General features: G+C 40.5%; 27 protein-coding genes and 1 riboswitch. Of the genes, 17 read left to right on the top strand and 10 right to left on the bottom strand.

The features are described 5' to 3' along the window. The first annotated feature begins 202 nt into the window (after nucleotides 1-202). The 5 genes from J2W55_RS16050 (at nucleotide 203) to rplT (ending at nucleotide 4,446) form a co-directional block, all read left to right on the top strand. Complete coding sequence (locus J2W55_RS16050) at nucleotides 203-736, top strand: DinB family protein (protein ID WP_310097657.1); 534 nt, start codon at nucleotides 203-205, stop codon at nucleotides 734-736. Nucleotides 737-1,177: 441 nt separating this feature from the next. Then, nucleotides 1,178-3,103, top strand: a complete 1,926-nt coding sequence (thrS, locus tag J2W55_RS16045) for a threonine--tRNA ligase (RefSeq protein ID WP_310097654.1) — start codon at nucleotides 1,178-1,180, stop codon at nucleotides 3,101-3,103. Nucleotide 3,104: 1 nt separating this feature from the next. After that, the gene (gene infC, locus J2W55_RS16040; protein WP_310097652.1) at nucleotides 3,105-3,671 is read left to right on the top strand and encodes a translation initiation factor IF-3; all 567 of its coding nucleotides are present in this window, start codon (nucleotides 3,105-3,107) and stop codon (nucleotides 3,669-3,671) included. 144 nt (nucleotides 3,672-3,815) lie between these two features. Next, nucleotides 3,816-4,016, top strand: coding sequence for a 50S ribosomal protein L35 (rpmI, locus tag J2W55_RS16035; RefSeq protein WP_310097649.1), 201 nt, complete (start codon nucleotides 3,816-3,818; stop codon nucleotides 4,014-4,016). Between the two features lie 85 nt (nucleotides 4,017-4,101). Continuing rightward, nucleotides 4,102-4,446 carry a 50S ribosomal protein L20 gene (gene rplT / locus J2W55_RS16030; RefSeq protein ID WP_310097646.1) on the top strand — a complete coding sequence of 115 codons (345 nt, stop codon included), beginning with the start codon at nucleotides 4,102-4,104 and terminating at the stop codon, nucleotides 4,444-4,446. Between the two features lie 77 nt (nucleotides 4,447-4,523). Here rplT and J2W55_RS16025 read toward each other — a convergent pair whose 3' ends face one another. Both J2W55_RS16025 and J2W55_RS16020 read right to left on the bottom strand, forming a co-directional pair. Next, the gene (locus tag J2W55_RS16025; protein ID WP_310097644.1) at nucleotides 4,524-5,261 is read right to left on the bottom strand and encodes an SRPBCC family protein; all 738 of its coding nucleotides are present in this window, start codon (nucleotides 5,259-5,261) and stop codon (nucleotides 4,524-4,526) included. Nucleotides 5,262-5,321: 60 nt separating this feature from the next. After that, the gene (locus J2W55_RS16020; RefSeq protein WP_310097641.1) at nucleotides 5,322-6,584 is read right to left on the bottom strand and encodes a serine hydrolase; all 1,263 of its coding nucleotides are present in this window, start codon (nucleotides 6,582-6,584) and stop codon (nucleotides 5,322-5,324) included. A gap of 46 nt (nucleotides 6,585-6,630) precedes the next feature. Beyond that, a riboswitch (cobalamin riboswitch) is annotated at nucleotides 6,631-6,839 on the top strand. Nucleotides 6,840-6,947: 108 nt separating this feature from the next. Here J2W55_RS16020 and J2W55_RS16015 point away from each other — a divergent pair. The 5 genes from J2W55_RS16015 to J2W55_RS15995 all read left to right on the top strand — a co-directional run bounded on the left by J2W55_RS16015 (nucleotide 6,948) and on the right by J2W55_RS15995 (nucleotide 12,208). Next, nucleotides 6,948-8,966: a TonB-dependent receptor plug domain-containing protein gene (locus J2W55_RS16015; protein WP_310097638.1), complete on the top strand. Its 2,019-nt coding sequence runs from the start codon at nucleotides 6,948-6,950 to the stop codon at nucleotides 8,964-8,966. Nucleotides 8,967-8,976: 10 nt separating this feature from the next. Then, complete coding sequence (locus J2W55_RS16010) at nucleotides 8,977-10,059, top strand: DUF5074 domain-containing protein (RefSeq protein WP_310097636.1); 1,083 nt, start codon at nucleotides 8,977-8,979, stop codon at nucleotides 10,057-10,059. Between the two features lie 57 nt (nucleotides 10,060-10,116). Beyond that, nucleotides 10,117-10,695: a DUF6580 family putative transport protein gene (locus J2W55_RS16005; protein WP_310097633.1), complete on the top strand. Its 579-nt coding sequence runs from the start codon at nucleotides 10,117-10,119 to the stop codon at nucleotides 10,693-10,695. A 77-nt stretch (nucleotides 10,696-10,772) separates the two neighbouring features. Next, nucleotides 10,773-11,465, top strand: a complete 693-nt coding sequence (locus J2W55_RS16000; protein ID WP_310097630.1) for an SIR2 family NAD-dependent protein deacylase — start codon at nucleotides 10,773-10,775, stop codon at nucleotides 11,463-11,465. Between the two features lie 26 nt (nucleotides 11,466-11,491). Next, on the top strand, nucleotides 11,492-12,208 hold the full coding sequence (locus tag J2W55_RS15995; protein WP_310097628.1) for a Dph6-related ATP pyrophosphatase: 717 nt from the start codon (nucleotides 11,492-11,494) through the stop codon (nucleotides 12,206-12,208). Nucleotides 12,209-12,433: 225 nt separating this feature from the next. Here J2W55_RS15995 and J2W55_RS15990 read toward each other — a convergent pair whose 3' ends face one another. From J2W55_RS15990 to J2W55_RS15980, 3 genes are all read right to left on the bottom strand, one after another. Further along, nucleotides 12,434-12,682, bottom strand: coding sequence for a hypothetical protein (locus J2W55_RS15990; protein ID WP_310097625.1), 249 nt, complete (start codon nucleotides 12,680-12,682; stop codon nucleotides 12,434-12,436). Between the two features lie 7 nt (nucleotides 12,683-12,689). Then, the gene (locus J2W55_RS15985) at nucleotides 12,690-13,388 is read right to left on the bottom strand and encodes a DUF3291 domain-containing protein (RefSeq protein ID WP_310097623.1); all 699 of its coding nucleotides are present in this window, start codon (nucleotides 13,386-13,388) and stop codon (nucleotides 12,690-12,692) included. 346 nt (nucleotides 13,389-13,734) lie between these two features. After that, nucleotides 13,735-14,091, bottom strand: coding sequence for a hypothetical protein (locus J2W55_RS15980; protein ID WP_310097620.1), 357 nt, complete (start codon nucleotides 14,089-14,091; stop codon nucleotides 13,735-13,737). A gap of 200 nt (nucleotides 14,092-14,291) precedes the next feature. Between J2W55_RS15980 and msrC the strand changes: the two genes are divergently transcribed. The 6 genes from msrC to J2W55_RS15950 all read left to right on the top strand — a co-directional run bounded on the left by msrC (nucleotide 14,292) and on the right by J2W55_RS15950 (nucleotide 19,287). After that, nucleotides 14,292-14,768: a free L-methionine (R)-S-oxide reductase MsrC gene (gene msrC, locus J2W55_RS15975; RefSeq protein ID WP_310097617.1), complete on the top strand. Its 477-nt coding sequence runs from the start codon at nucleotides 14,292-14,294 to the stop codon at nucleotides 14,766-14,768. Next, nucleotides 14,768-15,415: an alpha/beta hydrolase gene (locus tag J2W55_RS15970; RefSeq protein WP_310097613.1), complete on the top strand. Its 648-nt coding sequence runs from the start codon at nucleotides 14,768-14,770 to the stop codon at nucleotides 15,413-15,415. The genes msrC and J2W55_RS15970 overlap by 1 nt, the downstream gene beginning before the upstream one ends. Further along, a complete protein-coding gene (locus J2W55_RS15965) occupies nucleotides 15,412-16,014 on the top strand; it encodes a DNA-3-methyladenine glycosylase (protein WP_310097610.1) in 603 nt (200 codons plus the stop codon). Before J2W55_RS15970 ends, J2W55_RS15965 begins: the two co-directional genes overlap by 4 nt. A gap of 170 nt (nucleotides 16,015-16,184) precedes the next feature. After that, nucleotides 16,185-17,459 (top strand): kynureninase, encoded by a 1,275-nt coding sequence (kynU, locus tag J2W55_RS15960; protein ID WP_310097607.1) that lies wholly within the window; start codon nucleotides 16,185-16,187, stop codon nucleotides 17,457-17,459. Nucleotides 17,460-17,523: 64 nt separating this feature from the next. Beyond that, complete coding sequence (locus tag J2W55_RS15955) at nucleotides 17,524-18,378, top strand: bestrophin family protein (RefSeq protein ID WP_310097603.1); 855 nt, start codon at nucleotides 17,524-17,526, stop codon at nucleotides 18,376-18,378. Nucleotides 18,379-18,384: 6 nt separating this feature from the next. Beyond that, the gene (locus tag J2W55_RS15950; protein WP_310097601.1) at nucleotides 18,385-19,287 is read left to right on the top strand and encodes a histone deacetylase family protein; all 903 of its coding nucleotides are present in this window, start codon (nucleotides 18,385-18,387) and stop codon (nucleotides 19,285-19,287) included. Here J2W55_RS15950 and J2W55_RS15945 read toward each other — a convergent pair. Genes J2W55_RS15945 through J2W55_RS15930 form a run of 4 tightly spaced genes read right to left on the bottom strand, consistent with a single transcriptional unit; the run spans nucleotide 19,284 to nucleotide 22,311 of the window. Beyond that, on the bottom strand, nucleotides 19,284-20,663 hold the full coding sequence (locus J2W55_RS15945) for an MATE family efflux transporter (RefSeq protein WP_310097598.1): 1,380 nt from the start codon (nucleotides 20,661-20,663) through the stop codon (nucleotides 19,284-19,286). The two genes, J2W55_RS15950 and J2W55_RS15945, sit on opposite strands and share 4 nt — an antisense overlap. A 53-nt stretch (nucleotides 20,664-20,716) precedes the next feature. Continuing rightward, nucleotides 20,717-21,340: an RNA-binding domain-containing protein gene (locus tag J2W55_RS15940; RefSeq protein ID WP_310097595.1), complete on the bottom strand. Its 624-nt coding sequence runs from the start codon at nucleotides 21,338-21,340 to the stop codon at nucleotides 20,717-20,719. A gap of 23 nt (nucleotides 21,341-21,363) precedes the next feature. After that, nucleotides 21,364-21,825: a GNAT family N-acetyltransferase gene (locus J2W55_RS15935; RefSeq protein ID WP_310097592.1), complete on the bottom strand. Its 462-nt coding sequence runs from the start codon at nucleotides 21,823-21,825 to the stop codon at nucleotides 21,364-21,366. Between the two features lie 9 nt (nucleotides 21,826-21,834). Next, entirely contained in the window at nucleotides 21,835-22,311 is a 477-nt protein-coding gene (locus J2W55_RS15930) for a DUF4442 domain-containing protein (protein ID WP_310097589.1), read from the bottom strand. A gap of 203 nt (nucleotides 22,312-22,514) precedes the next feature. On the opposite strand from J2W55_RS15930, the gene J2W55_RS15925 reads away from it, so the two are divergent. Next, nucleotides 22,515-22,709: a coproporphyrinogen III oxidase gene (locus tag J2W55_RS15925; protein WP_310097587.1), complete on the top strand. Its 195-nt coding sequence runs from the start codon at nucleotides 22,515-22,517 to the stop codon at nucleotides 22,707-22,709. Between the two features lie 87 nt (nucleotides 22,710-22,796). On the opposite strand, the gene J2W55_RS15920 is transcribed toward J2W55_RS15925, so the two are convergent. Next, complete coding sequence (locus tag J2W55_RS15920; protein WP_310097584.1) at nucleotides 22,797-24,578, bottom strand: erythromycin esterase family protein; 1,782 nt, start codon at nucleotides 24,576-24,578, stop codon at nucleotides 22,797-22,799. Nucleotides 24,579-24,969 lie beyond the last annotated feature (391 nt).

The following is a 24,969-nucleotide window of genomic DNA, read 5'->3' as shown; positions in this document are numbered from 1 at the left end:
TTTGGATTTGGGATGTTCGATTTGGGATTTGTTGTATGGAGTAACTGAAACATGGCGATCATCTTTTGTTCTCTCAAGGTCCCGGAAGAAGAAGCCGGTTAATAATGAATTTCGAATATCCAATACCGAATTTTTACCTTTTGTCCCCTCAGGGTCCCTTGCAGGGAGACCCTGAGGTTGTCGAATTATAATTATTAAATTAATGAGAATAATACAACCACCACAACCCGGCGAGTACCCACCTTATGCCATTATGTATATGAAGCTGCTGCCCGCAGACGGCCTGATACTAAAGCACCTGCAGGATAATTTTGATATGGTAAAGCGACTCATATATTCGTTGCCCGAAAATGTTCTGTATCACCGCTATGCGCCCGGTAAATGGAGCATCAAAGAAACCCTGGTGCATATTATTGACGATGAACGGATTTTTGCTTGCCGGGCCCTGCGTTTTGCGCGCAATGAAAAAAATAACCTGATCGGTTTTGACCAGGACGCTTATGCCATTTACTCGGATGCTGATAACAGACCGTTAGATAATATTTTTGAAGAATATGAAGCGGTAAGAAGATCGACCATCGCCTTGTTCAACGGCTTGCCCGATGATGCCTTTGGCCGGATGGGGCATGGCACCGGAACCGCCAATGATGCCACAGTAAGGGCTTTGGCCTACCACATAGCCGGGCATGAACTGCACCATATTAATATTATAAAAGAAAAATACCTGGCGTTGTAAATAGCAATTATAAAAGCGGAACAGGTTATTGAATTTGCCTGTTTTATCAAAAAATTGTATCTTTATGATAATAAACAGCCCGCTTCTCTATTCAATGGAGAAGCGGGCTGTTTTGTTAAATATAAAACCGTTTTTAAAGCATATTATTGATTTTAACGCTTTGTGGTTTAACTAATTGAGACTTTTTAAATTAAAAGAAAACCTGCTAAAAAATGTTAAAATTGATATTTTTTTAATGGTATGCAACTGGTTTTAATCGCTTGTGATCCTCTTTTGAAGCTGTTTTTCATTAAAATTTAGCTTTAAAAAGTTTCTTAAGCCGACAAAGGAATTTGAAAATTCAAATCAAAATAAAATTGTATTTTCGTGCCTCAAATAAAGATCACTTTGTAGGTGATTGATAAAACGTAATTTTTATAAAAATTTAAATCATAGTTGTAGATGATTAGTATTACACTTCCTGATGGTTCTGTCCGTCAGTATGATAAGGGAATCACTTCCATGCAGATCGCACAGTCGATCTCCGAAGGATTAGCGCGTAACGTATTAGCAGCCGAAGTTGACGGCCAGGTTTGGGACGCAAGCCGCCCCATTGAACAGGACGCGCACGTTAAATTATTAACCTGGAACGATGCTTCGGGTAAGTCAACTTTCTGGCACTCATCGGCACACCTTATGGCCGAAGCTTTGGAAGCTTTATACCCGGGTACCAAGTTTGGCATAGGTCCGGCTATTGAAACCGGTTTTTACTACGATGTTGATTTTGGCGACCGTGAATTTTCGTCAGACGAGTTTAAACTAATTGAGGATAAGATCATTGAGCTGGCCAAAACCAAAGAAGAATATATACGCAAGCCCGTTAGCAAGGCCGATGCCATAGAATATTTTACTGAAAAAGGCGACGAATACAAACTTGACCTGATCAAAGACCTGCCCGATGGTTCCATCACTTTTTATACACAAGGCAATTTTACTGATCTGTGCCGCGGGCCACACATCCCCAATACAGGTTTTATAAAAGCTGTTAAGCTAATGAGCGTTGCCGGTGCCTACTGGCGCGGTGATGAAACACGCAAGCAGCTTACCCGTATTTATGGTGTTACTTTTCCTAAAGCGAGTGAGCTTTCCGACTATCTGCATATGATAGAGGAAGCTAAAAAGCGCGATCACCGCAAACTGGGTAAAGAACTTGAGCTGTTCACCTTTTCTGAAAAGGTAGGCATGGGCTTGCCGTTATGGTTACCTAAGGGCACTGCTTTACGTGAACGCCTTACTAACTTTTTACAAAAGGCACAGGTTAAAGCCGGATATGAGCAGGTAATTACTCCGCATATTGGTCATAAAAACCTGTATGTAACATCAGGGCACTATGAAAAGTATGGAGCCGATTCATTTCAGCCGATAAAAACACCACAGGAAGGCGAGGAGTTCTTTTTGAAGCCGATGAACTGCCCGCATCATTGTGAGATATATAAAACCAAACCGCGTTCATATAAAGATCTGCCGGTGCGTTTAGCAGAGTTTGGTACTGTTTATCGTTATGAACAAAGCGGAGAGTTGCATGGTTTAACCCGTGTACGCGGTTTTACGCAGGATGACGCTCACTTATTTTGCCGCCCCGATCAGGTGAAAGATGAGTTCAAGAAGGTAATAGACCTGGTATTGTATGTATTTAAGGCCCTGGGGTTTGATAATTATACAGCGCAGGTATCATTACGTGATCCTGAAAATAAGTCAAAATATATAGGTACCGACGAAAACTGGGCCCTGGCAGAATCGGCTATCATTGAAGCTGCCGAAGAAAAAGGGTTAAGCACTGTAGTTGAGCTTGGTGAAGCCGCGTTTTATGGCCCTAAGCTTGATTTTATGGTGAAAGATGCGCTTGGCCGCAAATGGCAATTAGGCACCATACAGGTTGATTATAACCTGCCCGAGCGTTTTGAACTGGAATATACAGGAAGCGACAATTTAAAGCATCGGCCGGTGATGATACACAGGGCTCCGTTTGGCTCGCTGGAACGTTTTGTTGCGGTATTAATTGAGCATTGTGCCGGTAATTTTCCGCTGTGGCTGTCGCCTGAGCAGTTCATTATCTTACCTATATCAGAAAAATATGAGGAATATGCAAAAAAACTTTCTGATGTGTTAAAAGATTCCGATATTTGCGGGCTGATTGACTTTAGGGATGAAAAAATAGGGCGGAAGATACGCGATGCTGAAGTCAAAAAGATCCCTTATATGCTGGTCGTAGGTGAAAAAGAAGCCGCCGAAGGTATGGTTTCCGTGAGGAAACATGGTCAGGGCGATTTAGGCAGTATGAGTATAGAAGATTTTAAAGAACAAATAATTAAAGAAATAAAAGTATAACTTGGCATTAAACAAACCTTTCAATAGAGGACCAAGGCTTCCTTTTAAGAAAAAAGAAGCTGAACACAACATTAACCAATTCATCAGGGCTCAGGAAGTTCGTCTGGTAGGCGACAACGTTGAGCAGGGCGTTTACTCTTTAAGAGATGCACTGGCAATTGCGCAGGAGCAGGAATTGGACCTGGTTGAAATATCTCCAAACGCGGTTCCACCGGTTTGTAAAGTAACGGACTATAACAAGTTCATTTACGAACAAAAGAAAAAGCTGAAAGAGATTAAGAACAATGCCAAGCAAACGGTTATAAAAGAGATCCGTTTTGGACCGAACACTGATGATCATGACTTTGAATTTAAATTAAAGCATGCCATCAAGTTTTTAGAGGCGGGCGAAAAGGTGAGAGCCTACGTGCACTTTAAAGGTCGTGCCATTGTTTATAAAGAACAGGGCGAAATATTACTGCTTCGTTTTGCGCAGGCGCTTGAAGAAGTAGGTAAAGTTGAACAATTGCCAAAGCTTGAAGGAAAAAGGATGTTTTTAACCCTGGCTCCAAAAGCGGTAAAAAAATAAATAAGAGATGTTAGATATGAGATTGATAAAATCCCATACCTGACATTTTAATTAAAATAAACGTGAAATATGGGGTTCAGATGCCAGGAGATCATTAGTCTCACATCTCAAATCTCATATCTAACATCTAAATAAATAATAGTTATGCCAAAAATGAAAACCAATTCCAGTGCTAAAAAGCGTTTTAAGCTTACTGGAACCGGTAAAATCGCAAGAAAGAACGCATACAAAAGCCACATCTTAACCAAGATGTCGACAAAACGTAAGCGTGCCCTTGGTCAAACCAGCTTAGTGTCTGAAGCTGACTTAGGAAACGTAAAACGTATGCTTTGTATCGGAAAGTAATTCACAAATTTTTTTAACCAGGTATTAGAGTTTTAAGTTCTGTTATAAAAAAGAAAGCAGGCACTCACTACCAAAATCAAACAAGATGCCACGTTCAGTTAACGCAGTAGCGTCGAGAAGACGCAGGAAAAGGATCATGAACCTCGCCAAAGGTTATTGGGGTTCAAGAAGCAAGGTTTATACCATTGCAAAAAACACAGTTGAAAAAGGTTTACAATACGCTTATCGCGACCGTAAAACCAAGAAAAGAGAGTTCAGAGCTTTGTGGATACAGCGTATTAACGCCGGTGCCCGTCAGCATGGAATTTCTTATTCACAGTTAATAGGTAAATTAGCAGCAAAAGAGATCGGTTTAAACCGTAAAGTACTGGCTGATTTAGCAATGAATCATCCTGATGCTTTTAAAGCCATCATTGATGCAGTAAAATAATACAAAACGCTCAGCGTTTTATGGAAAAGGCCGCTAATAGCGGCCTTTTTTGTTTTTAATTACCGAAGCAACTGCATTTACTCGACCGCTGTAACTTCTGTATAAAAATCATCAGCATCGTTTTCAATATCCATGTATTGTTTAAAGTTCTGCACGTCCTTATCAACCATATTCTTAAATATGGGATTCAATATTTTAGCGATACCAGCACCAAGTCCGCCCGCCGGTGGCTGATAGCTGATCACCACATCAACCACAGTACCCGCACCATCAGGCGTTTCCTGAAAGCGTACTTTACCGGCGTTGCTGATTATAGAGTCGGGGAGTGAGCTCCAGCTGATCATTTCATCTGGTATATCCTTTACAATTTCGGCATGCCAACTTACGGTAGCCATATCGGTAGGTAGCTTCAAAACCCAAAAGGAGAATTTTTCATCAATCGTTTCCACACTTTCCAAATGTTTCATGAACAAAGGCAGGTTATCCAGCCTCCGCCAAAAGCTATAAACCGTATGCCTGGGTTTATTTACGGTAAATGACGACCGGATATTTACATTGACCGGATTGGTTGAGAGTTTACCAATGCGTTTATACAATTCACAATGCCCGGTAATGCCTCGGTTTAAAAGATACCCACCTGCGCTAATTTTAATGACGCTGCTTAAAGGGTTTGAAAAGATATTTTTAAAACCCGAAATTCCCAGCTTAACACCTCCTATGATGGATGTATAACGCTCTGGCCAGTTAATATTTACCCTGTCATCACCATAAAGTACCGGATAGTTATCGGTATATTTTACTATTGTAGTTGCCATAGTATTATTTAATAAGTGTAAGAATTAAACAGTATATACTACGGTAAGTTTTGAGTTAAGTTAATTTTGTTTAACTGTTTTGTAATTAAATTTAAATTTAGTTAAATCTGGCAAGTGTTTTTTGGGCCTTTTCAATTCATACTGATAAATAACACGCCCCAGGTTTTTTAAAAATGGCAGGCAAACGGTAGCATATTCATATTTATTGTCGTTATAAATGCCGTCTTCATTTGATTGCACTACGGCAGTGAGCATAAACTCCGTTTTAGTTTTAAAATCAACAATATAAGCGTTGTCAATATCATAGCCATAACTATCGCCCACTTTATTAAATATCCTGATGCCGGGTTCAGGGGTTGCCGTACTGTCGCCGCCATAGAACAGGAATTTACAGTAGGCCGGGAAAAATTCAGGCCTGTTATAAGTGGGCTTTATATTTTCGGTAGGAAACATGCTCATATAACGGTATATAAAACTATAATCGGCCTGGGTTAAGTTATAACGCTGCTCCTTTGGAAAAACTTCCGGGAAGAGCAGCCGCTTCAATACCTGTTGCTGATCGGCAATGGAGTACACATTCTTTTGGCTAAAATCAAACGGCTTGTTCACCAGCCGGTTGCTACTGTCTAAATAAGCTTTACCCTGTATCAAATTTTCCAGTTGCATGGGGTAATTTAAACTATCGTACATCGCCACCTTTTTATAAATTACATTACCCTTGTTATAAAAAGTTATTGGGTTGGTGTGCCTGGTACTTTCTCCGGCATCGCCAACGGCCAGCCTGCCAATTATGCGGGTGTTATATAAGCGGTATTTTTTTAATTTACGGTTGATCTCGGCACGACCAACAAACTCATAAAGGCGATTAAAAGCATCATTATCGCTTACCAGCAGTATTTTTTTTATATAGTTCTCAATACTTGGCAGACCATCGGCTGATGAGGTATCCGTTGTTACTTTGGTTTGCCCTGTAAACGCGCTATCTGTTATCATTGCTGATTGTTTATTCAATCCGGTAATGCGCAGTTCGTTTAGCTTCTCAAGCGCGAAAATAGCAGTTGGTAGTTTAACCGTGCTTGCCGGGTAAAAGTAATGTTTAGCATTAAGTCGGTAACTGTATGATTTAAAGTGCGGTACGTTATTTTTATCCCGGTTAATTTGCGTGTATAGAATCTGTATCTCGTTTTGGGTAGGATGGTTCAGTATGCTTCCAAATAACTCCGGGTGGCTTTGAAAAAGTTTTTTCAGGAAAACGGTGTCGGGTTGCTGGGCAAAACAGGGGATGCTGCTTAATAGCAATAATAGGATACTATATAATTTCATCTGCATAAATATAGTGATTGTTAATTTGCAGTTATTAATACTTATCCTACTTTTGCTGTGCTTTTGGTTTCATACAGTGTATTTTGCTGTAAACGAATTAAAAGGGAATACGGTGAAGATCCGTAACTGTCCCGCAGCTGTAAGCTCTTTAACCATTGTCCATTCTTATTGTCACTGTCCGGAGATATAATCGGGACGGGAAGACAGGGCACATGGGGAGTAAGTCAGAACACCTGCCAAAGCGCTGTTGTTATTCATAGCTTTCGGGGATTGAGGCTTGAATGTGAAATCATCTTCATTTGCTTGTAGTGTGTTTTCATTTCAAAGTTCTGTTCCTTAGCTTGATGTTTTGGGCTTATCAGGATGAAAAAAACTTTACGCTGTTTTTATAAATGCATATTGATTTCAGGGGCTTGCGGTACTATACTTATCGCATTGCCTGGCAGCGCATGGGCTCAAACAGACACTTTGAAAAAAATAAAAGAGGTAACCGTTTCGGCATCAGGCATCCCCCAAATACAAACCATTAACCCGGCACAACAGGTTTCAACAATTGATTTTACCCGCCAAAGCGCTTTTACCGTGGCCGACGCCATCCGGAATTTTGCAGGGGTGAACATTAAAGATTACGGCGGCATAGGAGGACTAAAAACCGTGCTGGTACGCAGCCTGGGAGCCAATCATACGGGCGTGTTTTATGATGGGGTGCAATTAAATGATGCGCAAAACGGTCAGATAGATCTGGGGAAACTTAATTTGAATAACGTTCAGTCAATAACGCTATATAATGGGCAGCCCGATGATATTTGCCAGCCCGCACGGGCTTTTGCTTCGGCAAGTGTATTGTATATAAAAACCATAAGGCCTTCGCTTAACGATGTCAAACCTTACCAGGCCCTTGTTGGTATCAAGGGAGGGTCATTCGGTTTAATTAATCCATATGTTCAATGGCAGCAGCGTATTGGCAAAAATTGGTCGGCAATTGTTAATTCCTATTTTGAAAAAGCTAACGGTCAGTATAAATATAAAGTTAACGGCGACGGATCTGATACTCTGGCTACTCGACGCAATGGAGATATAAAAGCACAACAGGCAGATGCTGCTTTATATTGGGCAAAATCAGACAGTAACCAGTTTAATCTCCACTTAAATTATTACAACTCAGACAGGGGCTTACCAAACGCCGTGATCTATTATAATCCTTACTCCAAACAGCGGGTACACAATCGTGATATGTTTATGCAGGCCGGGTATGAAAAAATATGGAACAGCAGCCTGCACTTGCTTATAAATACAAAACTTTCCAGACTTTACACGCACTATACCGACCCTGACTTTTTAAACAATGCAGGCGGATTAAATTATACTTATATTCAAAAGGAGGTGTATCAGTCGGCCACGTTAGCTTATCATATACAGAGTAACTGGGAAATATCCTACGCAACAGATTTTGCATACACCAGGCTGGATGCAAATGTTAACAACTATGCTTATCCATCCAGAAGTACGTTGCTTAATGTATTTGCTTCAAACCTGGTGGTTGGGAAATGGCGTTTTCAGGGGAGCTTGCTTAACAGCTACATCAGCGAGTCAGTTAAAGCAGGCAAGTCATCCGGTTCGCGTTCGGTATATTCACCTACTTTGATGGCGAGTTTTAAGCCGTTTGAAAAATCAGGATTTCAATTAAGGGCATTTTACAAAAGCGCGTTCAGATACCCTACATTTGATGAGTTTTATTATTTCGCAACACCGGTAAGAAACCTTCGGCCGGAGTTTGCCAAACAATTTGACCTGGGTGCAACGTATTCCAAATCACTCAATTCATGGCTTGATTATGTTACTTTTACAGCAGATGCTTATTATAACAATATAACAGACAAGATATTATCCATACCTAATCAAAACCCTTACATATCATCTATCACCAACCTGGGCAAGGTAGATGTAAAAGGTATTGACATCGGTGTAAAAACACAATCAAAGCTTAACAACGGGTGGAGGGCCTTATTTACCGCAAATTATAGCTTTCAAAAGGCAATTGATGTGACCGATCCATCAGCTTCGGTTTACCTGGAGCAAATTCCGTATACCCCCAAGCATACTGTAGCTTTTAATGCAGGTATTGATTATAAAAAGCTGGGCCTTTATTATAACCAGGTAATATCCTCATCGCGTTATTATAGCGGCGAAAATTTACCTGAAAACCTGGTGCCTGGTTACGCTGTTAGTGATTTATCGGCTGTTTACAACTTTACAATCCATAATAACACATTAACAACCTCATTAGAGGTAAATAATTTATTTAATACCAATTACGCCGTAATCAGGAGCTTTCCCTTGCCCGGCCGTTCTTACAGACTTACCGTTCAAATAAAAATTTAATCTGACAAATATGAAACAACTCAAACTCAAAAGCTTATTTATCGGCCTTACAGCTGTGATCTCATTTACATCATGCCATAAGGACAAGAAAATAGAACCCGACGACACAACAAATCCCCCTGTAAATGAAGTAGCTGGTATATATGTACTTAATCAAGGTAAATTTAATAGTAACAACAGTTCGTTAACTTATTATGACGTAACCAGTAAATTGCTGGTGGCCGACCAGTACAAAGCAGTGAACGGAAGCGGTATTGGCGATACAGGTAATGACCTTAAAGTATATGGCTCTAAAATGTACATTGTGGTAAATGTATCAAGTACGGTAGAGGTAGTGAACGCTAAATCGGCAAAGCTGATTAAAAATGTAAGTTTTTTTAACGGGGCAGTAGCCCGCCAGCCCCGGTCTGTCGCATTTTATAAAAACAAAGCTTACATCACATCTTATGACAATACCGTTGCTGTAATGGATACCGCTACGTTAGAGGTTAGTAAATACATAACTGTTGGCCGTAACCCAGAGCAACTGGTTGTTTCAAACGGCAAGCTTTATGTGGCCAACTCCGGTGGTTTGGATTTTGGAAATCCTGATAAAACAGTTTCGGTTATTGACCTGGCCACAGATGCAAAGATCAAGGATATTCCTGTTGGACTTAACCCAATTACGGTAGCAGCCGACAGTTATGGCGATGTATTTGTGGTAGGCTTTGGCAATTTTGGCGATGTACCTACTTTAACAATTATCAACAGTACTACTGATCAGGCAAGTGCACCGGCCCCTTTCACGGCTGCTTTTGCCACGCCTATGGCCATATCAGGTGATTTTGCATACTTCATAACCTCTGATAACAAAATACAAAAGTATGACGTGAAAGCGAAAACTATAGTGAGCGGCAACTTTATAACTGATGGTACCGTAATAACTACGCCCTATGGTATTAAGGTAAATGACCTAACCGGCGAAGTATTTGTAACCGATGCTAAAGACTATCAATCAAACGGAAAATTGTTTGCTTTTGACAAATCAGGCAAATTAGAGTATTCTATCAATACTGGTATCAGCCCGGGTGCTGTTGCCTTTATTTATAAGTAATATTAACCGTTTTTATTTAATACATTTATAAGTAATTTTACTGCATAAAATTTGATCATGAACACAAAAGACAATACTACCCGAAATATCGTCATCATTTTAATGATCGTGGCGGCTGCCGCTTTCAGGCTGCTCGCGTTTAAATACAAGGACCTCAGTAATTTTAACCCGGTAGGTGCCATTGCGTTATTTGGCGGGGCATACTTTGCCAGCAAATGGAAAAGTTATGCAACCGTACTATTTACCTTGTTTACAACGGATATTGTTTTGAATTATTTATATACCTCAAAGTTTTCCATGGGATATGATGGCATCATAGGAGTTTATTTAAGCTTTGCCCTGATGGTGCTTTTAGGCAGTATGATAAAGAAAGTAAATGTGCTGAATGTAGTCTTAGCTTCTCTGGGGTCAGTTTTAATACACTGGCTGGTAACTGATCTGCCATGGTTTTATACCACGCTTAACCTTTATCCGCATACCTGGGCTGGTTATATGACATCATTAGCTGCGGCTGTTGACTTTGAAAAAAACATGGTATATGGTACCCTGGTATTTAGTATATTGATGTTTGGCGGCTTTGAATTCGCTAAAAGCAAATTCACCTTTTTGCAGCCCAAAAAACAACTGGCACTTTAGTTAAAGATATTAATACAAAAAAGCGATTTGCCTTGTGGCAAATCGCTTTTTTTATGGACTTATAATTTACAAATGACATGAAAAAACTGGTAGTGCTAACCGGTGCAGGAATCAGTGCCGAAAGCGGCTTAAAAACCTTTAGAGATAGCGATGGGCTATGGGAAGGTTATAATATACATGATGTGGCAACGCCCGAAGCATGGCAGCGTAACCCGGAACTGGTACAGCAATTTTATAACGAACGCCGCAAATCTGTGCTCGAAGCAAGTCCCAATGCGGCTCATTATGCGCTGGCCCGGCTGGAAGAGCAATATGATGTAACCATCATTACCCAAAACATCGATGATCTGCATGAAAGAGCCGGTTTAAGCCATGTTGTACATCTGCATGGTATTATTACCCGCTCGCAATCAAGCATCAACCCCGAGCTTACTTATCCCATTGATGGATGGGAGATTAGGATGGATGAGGTTTGTGAACTGGGTTCGCCATTAAGGGCACATGTGGTATGGTTTGGTGAGGATGTACCAATGATTGAACCTGCAGCGCGTATCTGCGCGGCAGCGGATATTTTTATGCTGATCGGCTCGTCATTGGCGGTATACCCGGCCGCCGGGTTGATTAGTTATGTAAAGCGTGAGGTACCAAGGTATATTATTGACCCCAGGATACCAGATGTTGCCGTTCGCGGCCCGCTTATAAAAATTCAGGAAAAGGCCACCGTTGGCGTGCCGGCGTTGGTAAATGAACTTCTGAAAAACAATATTTAATAACCTAAAAATCATCATTTAAATTAATGCAAAAGTGCATATTCAATTGGAGCGGCGGTAAGGATAGCGCCCTGGCCCTTTACCACTGTCTTCAAAATCCGGATTTGGAAATAAAATATTTGGTTACTACCATTAATGATGCCGCCGACAGGATATCAATGCACGGTGTACGTACCGAACTTCTTATTAAACAAGCCGAAAGCATAGGTATAGCTTTATATCAGATCCGCTTACCTGAAATGCCCGGAATGAAGGAGTATGATGAGGTGATGGGCACGCATTTAACATACCTGAAAAATGAGGGCATTACCCATTCCATATTTGGTGATATATTTTTAGAGGACCTGAAAGCCTATCGTGACGCCAGGCTAAGCGAACTGGGATTGAAAGGGATCTATCCCTTATGGAAGCGTGATACCAAAGAACTCATCAACGAGTTTTTTAATCTGGGCTTTGGCACCGTTATAGCCTGCACGCAGGAGCGTTTGGAGCATATTGCCGGAAAGGAGTTAAGTAGCGAATTGATAAATACATTGCCGCCGGATGTTGATGTATGCGGCGAGAACGGAGAGTTTCACACTTTTACCTTTAAAGGCCCGATCTTTAAAAATGAAATACATTACAAAACCGGAGAGATGGTTTTTAAAGAATATAAAACTCCTGAAAATACCGATGATTCCTGTGTTTCATCTGATAACCAAAAACGTTCAGGATTTTGGTATTGCGATCTTATTCCGGTGTAAGTTCCCGTTTATTTGGCAAAAATGGCTGCCAAATTAAATTTTTTTCAACATTATAACTATTTATATTTCAATATGTTACTTAGTTTATATTAAACTGTTATTTTTTTAAGGCGATATAAACCAATAAAATCCCATAAAACAGAACTGATTTGCCAAATAAAATTCTGTTTTAGATTTTGTGTGTATTTAAATTCTTGTAAACTAAGCATTTATAAAGGTTACCTATTAGTAATTGTACCGATAATAGGTATCTTTAAAGTCAGTACGCATTTCTACAAAGCGGGCTCCGACTTTCTTTAAAAACTCGTCGTCAAGTAATTCAAAAACGCTGTTAACACCATCTGTCAAATCCATCTCGGCAACTTTATAGCTCTGTTCTAAGGTGCCTTGTTCTATCTTCACAATAAATTTTTGGTTCATGTTCAGGATGGATATTTTAAAATCCGGGTGTGGTAATTCCGCAATAATTCTCATATCTTCATTATTTCAATAAATCATTTAACGGGTTCTTTCCCCTGATTGAGCCAAAGGTTTCCAATGGCTTAAACCGCGCGAAAAGTTCTTCGCTATACCAGTTCTCGCTCCTGGTTAATTTAATCACTTCTGCATGCTCCCGGCTCATATAGGCAAAGGCTTTTACATCATCCAGGCTTTTCCAAACCGAAAAGGTGGCTTGCCTGTAGGCTGGCGCCTCGCCAACGCCGAAAGAAGTAATATATCCCGGCGCCTCCAGCATTAAATTTGCAACATCATCCACATGCGACCAAAAGTTCTTTAACCTGCTTATCCTGATCGTGGCGCGTGTTAACACAACCACAGGGCCAGTGTAGGTTTTTACATCAGGTTTGCCAAAAGGTTCTTTGCCGTTCCATTTACCGTGACTTTGCAGGGGCTGGCATAAAACGGTCCAGCTTTCGCACCCCAGTAACCTCCACCAGAATGAAACAACGGAATGTTTATAAAACTGGTCAAAGTCCTCCCGGCTCTCCCAGCAGGCCAGTAGGCCCCATTGCTGCCAATCAGGCTGCAGGTCGAACGTACCATTGCGGCCTGACCCCAACAGCTTATAAAATGTACAACCCTTCTGAAGCAGTAAAGGCAGGCGATGTATTGCCATGGCCAGCAGGGCAAAGGGAATAAATAATTTGCGGTACCGTATTATAGTAAAACTAACGATCATGTATCGCTAAATAAAACATTAATTGTAACACCCGGGCCAAAAAACTTCTTAAAGTATTTTTTTTAACAAAAATCAGACTAAAACAATGTTAAAACGGGTTAAAACAACTAAAAAAAACACTCAAGGTGATAGTTTTAACACTTTTTGGTGTGGTTTTATTGCTTTAAAAAGTATTTGGATTGGAAGGGAAAAATTAACGGTTCCCGGCAACGGCGGGGAGCAAGAGGAGAGATGCAGGGTTGCGATATGATTGCGTTTTAAACGATAACATTCTGCGAAGATAGTCCCGATTGTAGGCCACCTCTGGTTAAAACGCTCAGGAATACCCCCGCAGAAAAGTTACATATTAATAAACATACGCGAAGACCGTAGAGGTAATGTTTACATTATTGAATGTAGCGTGCCCTTCGGCGGTGGTAATGGTCTGATCGGCAAATTTAAAAGTGTGCGTACCTGGTGCGGAAATGTACATGTTTACAGTATACGAACCGGCGGTAAGTGGGCCATAAGAACTGCCCCCTGGGCCAAAATAAGCACTAATGGGAGTGGGGCCGTACAAATAAATGGAGCCATTGTAGGTAGTACTATTACCTAAATTTAAACCTATGCTGAAAAATTTGCTGGTATGCTTTTCTGCGTTGGTGTTTTGTAAAGGCAGTACGGCAAGCGAACAGAACATGAGTAACTGGATGAGTGTTTTCATAATGGTTATGGTTTATTGAGGTAGCTTTTATGGGGATAGCTATGTAATAAGGTTTAATATGGCATAAATGTATAAAATTATTGTTATAATATAATGATACAAAGTGTTTTATAAAATTTTTACAATTGTTTATTTCTCCCATATTTAAATTATGATATTCGTCTTATTTACTTTCGGTATCACATTGTTATTTTTGCATTATGGCAGAGGATTTAAACATAACCGCATCAACCGATAAAACAGAGCAATATGATACGCTGATCCCTCAGATTGAGGCGTTATTATATGGCGAACCCGATCTGGTGGCCAATTTGGCAAACATAACTGCGGCTTTAAAGGAACAGTTTAAATGGTTTTGGGTGGGCTTTTACCTGATAAAGGATAATGAGCTGGTTTTAGGCCCGTTTCAGGGACCTGTGGCTTGTACGCGTATAGGTTTAGGTAAAGGAGTATGCGGAACAGCCTGGCAACAGGCCAAAACGTTGATAGTGCCCGATGTGGAGGCTTTTCCGGGTCATATAGCCTGCAGCTCACTGTCGCGGTCAGAGATTGTAGTGCCGGTATTTCATAACGACGAGGTAGTTGCCGTTTTGGATGTGGATAGTGAATTGCTTGATCAGTTTGATGAAACAGACGCGAAGTTTCTGGAACAGATAGTGAAACTGATAAAGTTTTAATGAGTAAAATATATTTGATTGCCGGTTTGGGTGCTGATACCCGGGTTTATAACAATATTGATCTGCAGGGACATGAAGTAATTCCTGTAGATTGGATAGAGCCAGACTGGTCTGACACTTTAAATACATACGCTCAAAAACTTATCAGTCAGTACCATATATTTCCTCGTTCCGTCATTATAGGCAATTCTTTGGGAGGGATGATAGCTGTGGAAATAGCCAAACAGATCCCCGTTGAAAAAGTGATCCTGATATCAAGCATCAAAACAAAAAACGAAGCGCCCTGGTATTTTAATTTCTTTAGGGCATTTCCTGTTTATAAATTAATTCCGGGAAAAATATTTACTTCTCTGGGCTTCCTTATAAAGCCTTTGTTCGGGCATATGAAACCCGATGATGCCTGGTTATTTAACGATATGCTGAAGAAATCGTCGCCGGTTTTTGTTAAATGGGCGATGGGAACGGCATTGCACTGGACAAATGAAATTATTCCGCCAAACCTGTATCACATCATCGGAAATAAGGACCTCGTATTTTCGCATCAAAGAATCAGCAACGCCACAGTTGTTAATGGCGGTACACATATCATGATATTTAATAAAGCTAAAGACATCAACAAATTATTAAAACGCATCCTTAAAAAATGAAGCTAACAGAAGAATATTATCTTGGGAACGATGTGGTAGCTATCAGTAAAAATTTACTTGGAAAATATTTATTTACCTGTATTGATGGTGTAACTACTGGCGGGTATATTGTTGAAACAGAAGCATATAATGGTATTATAGATAAAGCATCACATTCCTATGGCAACCGCGTAACACCCCGCACCAAAACCATGTTTATGCAGGGCGGCATCGCTTATGTTTACCTTTGCTATGGCATTCACGAAATGTTCAATATAGTAACTTCCGTTGAGGGGCAGCCACACGCTATTTTAATCAGGGCGGTTCATCCAACCGAAGGCATTGAGGCGATGCAGGCCAGGCGCAATATGCCTGTGCTTAAACCAACTATAACAGCCGGACCGGGTTCCGTTGCCAAAGCCCTGGGAATATCCCGCGATATCAACGCCATCAGTTTACAAAGTAATACCCTGTGGTTAGAAGACCGCGGACTAAACTTTACCGACGATCAGATAACCATAGGGCCCCGCATAGGTGTCAGCTACGCCGGCAATGATGCCTTGCTGCCATATCGTTTCTATGTTAAAGGCGATAAATATGTAAGTAAACCTAATAAATGAGATGGTGAGTTAGTGAGTGGTGAGTAGTGAATGGTTAGTAGTGAGATGATGGATAGTTAGTAATTTAATAGGGCAGTAGACTCAAGTTGATTATATGTCCTAAATAACACTAACAACTCACCACTGACAACTCACTACTCCATCCAACCAATTTTCGTAATATTGAGCCGATGAATTACCAGAATAGTTTAGCATTTGCTTCGGAGCAGGATGCGCTTGACCCGTTAAAAGATTTCAGGAGCCGCTTTTTAATTCCGCAACATCATGGTAAAGACGCCATATATTTATGCGGAAATTCTTTGGGCCTGCAGCCGGCTTCGGCGGGTAAATACATAACCGACCAATTAAACACCTGGCAAAACCTGGCGGTTGAGGGTTGGTTTCAGGGCAATGATCCCTGGCTAAACTACCATAAGCAGCTTTCAGCATCCGTTTCAAAGATTGTAGGTGCAAATGAAAATGAAGTTACCGTGATGAATTCACTTACAGTAAACCTTCATTTGTTAATGGTAAGTTTCTATAAGCCAAATACTAAACGATTTAAAATAATTATGGAGGGCGGAGCTTTTCCGTCAGACCAATATGCTATGGAAAGCCAGGTTAAGTTTCATGGCTTTGACCCTAAGGATGCTATTGTTGAGATATTTCCCAGAGAAGGAGAGCTTACATTACATACTGAAGATATCATCCAAAAGATAAATGAACATGCTGATGAACTTGCCCTGGTGCTTTTTGCCGGCATAAATTACTACACCGGTCAGTTTTTTGACCTGGGGGCAATTACCCGGGCAGCCCATAATGCAGGCGCTTATGTCGGTTTTGATCTGGCCCACGCCGCGGGCAATGTACCTTTGAAACTTCATGACTGGGGGGCTGATTTTGCATGCTGGTGTTCATATAAATATATGAACTCGGGCCCGGGCGGTATCAGTGGCATTTTTGTACATGAAAAGCACTTTGAAAATAAAGAGCTTGACCGTTTTGCCGGTTGGTGGGGCTATCGCGAGGATAAGCGTTTTTTAATGGCGCCTGGCTTTGATGCTGCCGCGGGTGCCGACGGCTGGCAGGTAAGCACAAGCCCAATATTGTTATTAGCGCTATTTAAAGCCTCTATGGCTATTTTTGATAATGCCGGCGGTATTAACCTCCGTGCAAAAAGCATGGCTTTAACGGGCTATATGGAGTTTTTGATTAATGAGTTCAACCTACAACATGGCGAAGAGGTTTTTAAGATCATTACACCGGTCAATCCGCAGGAGCGGGGCTGCCAGTTATCTGTAGTATGCAGGCAAAATGCTAAAGCCATTTTTAAACATCTTGCAGACAATGGTGTAATAGGCGACTGGCGTGAACCCGATGTGATCAGACTAAGCCCTGTTCCGCTTTATAACAGCTTTACAGACGTTTTTATGGCAGTACAGCAAATGGCTGCCGCGATAAAATAACTTTGATTTGTATTTGTTTCAGCTCCCGTGCTGATATATTTTGAATTTACTTTTTACTTAATATATGGTTTACTACAATCCAAAAGAATGGTTTTCATTTATTTTCAAGCTGAATAAAGCAGATACCCTGCGCGAGCTTTTTCCGCTGATATTGGCGGTAAGCGCTTACGCGGGGGTGGTTACTTACCTGCTTATTGATTTTTGGCAGGTGCCCGATACAAGCCTGCTAAAAAAAGTGAGTTACATTCATCAAACCATAGGTTTTGTGTTTTCGTTATTACTGGCTTTCCGTATCAATTCGGCCTATGACCGCTGGTGGGAAGGGCGCAAAATATGGGGAAGCCTTACCAATAACAGCCGTAATTTGGCTATCAAGCTAAAACACCTGGTTAACGGGACCGATGCTGATTTTTTTAATTACATGATACCCCTTTACGCCCGGTCATTAAAGAACCATCTGCGCGATGTTTATGTGCCTGAGCAATCCCCGTTTATTGATATTGATCAGGATAAACATGTACCTAACCAGGTTGCATCGGCCATCATAAAAAATATATACAGGTTAAATAAAGCGGGCACAATAAACCCCGAACAGTTGTTTAGTGTAACTGCCGAAATAACGTCTTTTACAGATATTTGCGGTGGCTGCGAGCGGATCAAAAAAACACCCATTCCGTTTTCATACAGTGTGTTCATCAAAAAATTCATCTTTACCTATATCATGACCCTGCCGTTTACCTGGGCATTTGATCTTAAATATTTTATTATTCCTATCATTGGGTTTGTGCTGTTTGTTTTCGCCAGCATTGAACTATTGGCCGAAGAAATTGAAGACCCGTTTGGTAACGATGCGAACGACCTGCCGCTTGATAATATTTGCGAGAACATTCAGAAGCATGTTGATGAAATATTGGCTTAACAAGTAATGCTTAAGATAGCTTTTGATCCCATATACGCGCATCCGCTTCCGGAAGGGCACCGCTTCCCGATGTTAAAATATGAACTGATCCCCGCTCAGCTGCTGCACGAAGGAGTGATAACGCCCGGCAATTTGTTTTCGCCCGATGCGTTATCTGAAGACATTATACTTAAAACCCACGATGGGCATTACTGGCATCAGTTACGCGACCTCACCTTGCCCCAAAAGGAGCAGCGCAGTATAGGTTTTCCATTATCTGCCCGGCTGGTGGAGCGCGAGATCAGGATAGCCAAAGGGACTATAGATGGTTGTTTGCTCGCTTTTGATAACAAAATAGCTTTTAATGTTGCCGGAGGCACCCACCATGCCGGTACAAACTGGGGCGAAGGCTTTTGCCTGTTAAACGATCAGGCTATTGCAGCTAATTATTTGCTAAATAACAATTTAGCTATATCTATCTTAATAATTGATTTAGATGTTCATCAGGGCAATGGCACAGCCCAGATATTTGAAAACGAGCCCCGGGTGTTTACTTTTTCCATGCACGGGGCAAATAATTTTCCTTCGCGTAAGGAAACGTCTGATTTAGACATTCCGCTGGCTGACGGGGTAGAAGACGAAGAATATTTAAACGTCCTTTATGATACGTTGCCAAAACTGATCACACAGCAAAAGCCCGATTTTATATTTTACCTGGCCGGGGTTGATGTATTGGCTACCGATAAATTAGGCAAGCTTGCTTTAAGCAAGGAGGGCTGCAAAGCCCGCGACCGGTTTGTATTTGAACAATGTATTGCTAACAAATTGCCTGTACAGGTAAGCATGGGAGGGGGCTATTCACCGCAAATAAGAGATATTGTGGAAGCGCATTGCAATACCTACCGTGTAGCAACAGATCTGTATTTTTAATCCTGCGCCAGTATGGGAATAGTTTTGTCCCGGTGATTTTTACTGATGATGTTAAACCGGATGAACAATAATATAGAAGCAGTTGCCAGGCCCAGCGTTAAGCCATACCAAACACCATTAACACCCAGCTTAAAGGTGATACCTAATAAATAACCCACCGGCAAACCAACCACCCAATACGCCAAAAATGTTATAAAGGTTGGGATATTCACATCGCCCATTCCGCGTAATATACCCAGGCCTACAACCTGCGTTCCGTCAAATAGCTGGAAGAATGCAGCAATGATAAGTAACTGTGCTGCAATTGCTATAACGCTTTCATCAGAAGTAATTATCCATGGCAGCAAGTGCCGGCCAAAGGTAAATATCAGGGCAGTAACCGCCATAAAAACCAACACAATGTGATAATTGGAAATAGCCGACAACCTCAAATTTTGATGGTGGCCCGCCCCAAAGTAGTTGCCCGATTTTATTGCCGAACCTGCCGATATGCCGCTGGCCATCATATAGGTCATGGCTGCCAGGCTAATGGCAACCTGGTGGGCTGCCTGCGGCACAAGGCCAATGGTGCCAACTAAAATTGCCGCGCCGCCAAACGCGCTCACTTCAAATGTATATTGCAAAGCTACCGGCGCGCCAATCTTCATGATTTGGATACCCCGGATACGGTCGATATTCCTGATGGCAAAGCTTTTTAAATACTCTTTAAAAATTGGCGATCTTAAAACATACGCCGCCATTACTATAGCCATTATGCAACGATCAATAAGTGTGCTGTAACCCACACCGCGGATACCCATGGGATGAACACCAAATAGCCCTTTTACAAAAATTATCCCCAAACATATATTGATCACATTGCCCCATATAGAAATAAGCATGGCCTGCTTGGTAAAGCCCAAACCTTCGGCAAACTGTTTAAAGGTATTGAATATAAGCAAAGGAATAAGTGACAAGCTAAGCAGCAGCAAATATGGCTTAGCTTCCAGCACAACCTGCGGCGACTGATCAAGATGGCCTATTAATAACATGGTGCCGAAATAGATGCAGGCAAACAAAATGATACCGGTGAGTATATTTAAAAACAGGCTGTTTGATAACAATAACCCGCACTCTTTAAAATTGCGGCGCCCATTATTTTGCGCTACAAGCGGCGTTAAACCATAAGAAATGCCCATACCGATAACCAGGGGAACCATGAAAAGACTGTTTACCAACGAAACGGCGGCCAGCGAAACTGTACCGGCAAAATGACCAACAATGATAGAATCAGACATTTGAACCAGGGTATGGCCCAGTTGCGATATGACCACAGGAATGGCCAGTTTAAGACTTTCTGCGTAATAAGGTTTGTATTTCAGGAAAACGTTTTTCATTTACTTTAGGTACAGGGGTACAAAAGTAATGATAATGGCAGTACAAAAAGGAATTAACAGGCCGTATAAAATTCTTCTTTTTCTGTTGTATGGATACAGATAAGGCCCGACAATATCAGATTTACCAGGATGCGCTGGGCGCGGCGGCGGCCAACCTTAAGTAGTTCACTGCACTCTTTAATGGTGATGCGGGTGTTTTGCTCCAGGTACTGTAGCAGGGATTTTTCATTTTCGGAGTATTGAATTAGAACCCCTTCTTCATTTGCCGAACGTTTAAGTACTTCGAGTACTATTTTACTGGCCAGCACACTTTTATCCTTCACCCTTACGTAAGCCCACCATTTTCCATCTTCGGCCAACGCGTAGTGAGGTTTCAGGTCGCTTGGAAGGGTATCAACAACTAATACCAGCTTATCATCTACATAAATTTCCTCAAAAACAGGCTCAAGGGCAGGTCGGGCAAAAAGATGCGCCGCCCTGGTGATCATGTAACGTTCCTCGTCTTCAGATTTCACGCCTTTAATGGTACCATCATCCGCAACACCTATCAGCAGTTTGCCGCCCTTATTATTAGCAAAGGAAACCATGGTACGCGCAATTTTTTCGCAGCTGGTAATTGTTTTTTTAAAGTCGAGTGTTACGCCTTCGCCCTCAAAAATCAGTTTTTTAATATTCATTTTGGCTCCATTATCCTTTTAAACTAATTATCAGGGGTAATATAGGGGGTAAATATTTCCATCCATCTTTCGGGCCTGGTTATTTGTGTAAAACCAAACTGGCTGTATAGACCCTGGGCATCGGCGGTTGCAAGCGACCATCGCCTAAGGCCCTTCAGTTCAGGATGATTAACTATGGTTTGAACCAACCACTTTGATAAGCCTTTTTTCCTGAAAGCCGGTAAAATAAACACATCGCAAAGGTAAGCAAAAGTAGCATTGTCGGTTACCACCCTTGCAAAGCCTACCTGGTTGTTTTGCTGGTAAACTCCAAAGCACATGGAATTTGCAATGCTTTTTTCAAACCTCTCGCGCGAAATACCTTGTGCCCAGTAAGAGTCGTCATTTAAATAATTGTATATCGCGTCAATATTAAGCAAACTTTTATCGGTTGATATTTGGAAGCCTTTTTTTATAAAAGCCTCATCGTTCATTAGTACGGTCATTTAGTAAAATTATAAACTTGTATCAGTAAAATTTAAGTTGCGCAGATATACTTCGTTCATTACCGATACGCATATTTCGCCATCTTTATTATAAATATCAATAGGGTGGTGGGCCATGTATTTCCCTGTTGTGTTTAGTATCAGTTCGGCGTTGTCAATTTCGTCATCGGTTAAACTGATCTTGAAGTAAAGATCAGATGAACCCGGTTTTAAATAATGGATAGATGATGATTTTGACCATACCTTTAATTTATAGCCTTTGCGGCTTAGTAACTGGTGGAATAATACAGGATAAAACGGATCGGCAGCCGAAAAAATGGTTCCGCCAAAAATAGAGTTGTTATAGTTCTTATTTAAAAAGCTCTTTTTGATCTTAACATGAACGCCCTTAAATCCCTTATCAATATTTACTACCCAAATGCGTTGTAAAAAAAGGGGAGGGTAGAGCCGCATTGCCCACTTTAACATTACTTCGGATACTACCATAGACTTTAAATATCTGAAATTATTAATAAAGTAAACATCTTTAAATTGTAAAATATAGGAATACAAATAATTGCCAGCTTTGGAGTTGTTATTACGCTTAAATTAAGATTTTTACGCGCTGGGAAAATTAACTTAAACAATATGTGCTGAACGTGGTTAATAGTATGTTCAAATGACAAATTAATAGCAAATACAAACAACTCATGAAAAAGCAAATTTTAAGTTTTGCACTTGTCGCGACGATGATTGGTGCAATAGCAACGAGCTGTAGTTCTTCAAAAACAGCCAGCAGCGGATCTGACAGTACTAAAGTAGATTCTGCATCAACAACGGCCCCTGCAAGTACTGACACTACTAAAACAGACACGGCAAAAACTGATACCGCCAAAAAACCGTAACGTTTAACGGCACTACATAAAGCCCCGGCCAAAACAATTGACCGGGGCTTTTTTGTAATGTTTCAAATTAATAAAACAAAATGTTCCTTAAAGTTTTCTTACGATACTATCCATTGCCATTTTTTTTGAATAGAAATAGTTCCTTCCATACATGAAGAGTGATGGTTCAATGTTTTCAATCGGTTTACTTTCTTTAATGAATACATAGGCATCGAACTGCCTCTTCAGTGCCGAAAATTTATACAGATCTTCATACCTGCCCGCTCTTGGTATAAAACAACAAGTTAAAATATTATTGCCCAGGTACTTTGCAGGGTAATAAAAATAAGGGACTCCGGTTGCAAGGCCGGCATATTCAAAACTATATAAAGGTGGCATTTTTAAACTATCTGTTATTGTTTTAACGTCAAAAGCACATTCATCCTGGCTAAAGGCACCTTTCGCGATCTGGAAGCTAATTGAAAAATATTGATCTCTGTAATATTTTCTAATGTAAAATCCCAAGGTGGTATCTCCTGCAGATCGTTCTAAGTTTTGAAGGTGCCCGCTATGTGCCAGTACAGCTGCTTTTTCGCCGGGCTTTAAACAAAGGTCCACAAGGCTGTTTACCCTTTTGAACATGTTGATATCTCTATTATCAGAAAGTGATTCCCTTTTTGATGAAACCATTTCATTTTTTAAAACAGACATATAGCACTTGAAATTTTGTTTACCCAGGCTGTTTTGCAGTACCGTATCGAGATGGGAGTGTGCTATTATGGCATCATATTGTTCGTCAATTGTTTTCTTTAAATAATATGCTCCTTTGTCCTTCCCAAGCAATGTTAAATAGAAATTGAAAAGATAGAGTTTCTTTTCCTCCGGATCAGAATCATCAATCCCCGAGATGTAAACCTTAGCAATTGAACGCATATTATATGTTCTTAACCAATCTAGAAAGTCCATAAACAATTTATGATCGATAAAACAGGCCCTCATGTCATCTTCTATTGGTTTTCCGTAGTCTTTGGATATCTTACCCTGTATATATAAATTCCAGGTTAGCGTTGCTGCTATTGACGTTTCCAATAATACAAGCCTGCAATGATGATTGATAATCAGGTTTTTTATAAATTGATAATTAGCTTCTTTACTTGTATTACTTCCGTGTGTGCACTCCGCAATACCAATTATTTTTTTGCCATCCAGCTCTTTTATGCCAGAGAGTAAAGTGCTGTCATTCCCTGTTGCTAAAGCGATAATATGTTTTTTATTAAGGCTTTTTATAGTTTTTAAACTGTCATTGAGGTTATCAGAAAAATAGTTGTTTCGGGTGATATCCTTTTTTCCGGCTTTTATCAAAATCCTATCGATCCAAATATGCTGCTTATCGGAGTTATCGCCATCGTAATAAATATTAATCCTGATTATTTTAGCACCCGCCAGCTTTATTTTAATGGAATTTTCCTTCCAAAGCCTGCTGTTAATTTTAATTGACTTTGAATCCGTTTCAACTGCATCCTTGTCAAGGGCAGTGACCTTAAACCAAAAATCGTGGTTTACATCGTCTTTGGAAATTATGGAAACCTCACAATCCTTTTGTGGTATATTTCTGGGTAGGATAAGCGTTTTTGAGAGGTTAAACCGCATTATATTCCCCTGTTTAAAATTCTGATAAAAAAGTTCAACCGCAGGTTTACCTTGTCTAGTATTCGCTTCATCCTTTAAAAAAACACAGTTATACTTAGAGGAAATCCAGGAATGATGACAGGAGATAACGCCGTTAAAATCCAGATCATATTTTTCGCCAATTGTTTGTGATATGGCAGGAACTGAAGTAAAAACCAGGATCAGTAAGGCGAATATCAGGCAGGTTATAGGATTTTTCAAGTTAGGCAAAAATGTAGTTCTATGATTATTATCTTAAAGAAACTTCCGAGAGGAAGTTACTAATTATTGAAGAAGGAAATCAAATCTGGGACTTGAATTTGATTCACCTGCATGATTTACGCAATGCTGCTCGAACCGTTGCTGGTATCGTCCTGGCTGGGCAAAAGAATTTCCAACCAAGATGGAACACTATGAAAATTTAAAATATCTGTAACCGATGCTTTTACTGAGTTAGATGTGGAACATTTTGTTTTATTAAGGAAAGAACATTTTGTTACGTACAATCCACACTTTTAAGGCCAAAGTCAAGATTCTGACCATCTGAAAGCCTTTATACAATTTGTCTCATAATTAACATTATGTTAAGTAATAATTTATAAAAGAAGGGCCT

Origin of the sequence: Mucilaginibacter pocheonensis, from assembly GCF_031456535.1 — a bacterium.
Classification (GTDB): domain Bacteria; phylum Bacteroidota; class Bacteroidia; order Sphingobacteriales; family Sphingobacteriaceae; genus Mucilaginibacter; species Mucilaginibacter pocheonensis.
The sequence above is the reverse complement of the archived record's forward strand: the minus strand, read 5'-3'. Positions and strand labels throughout refer to the sequence as shown.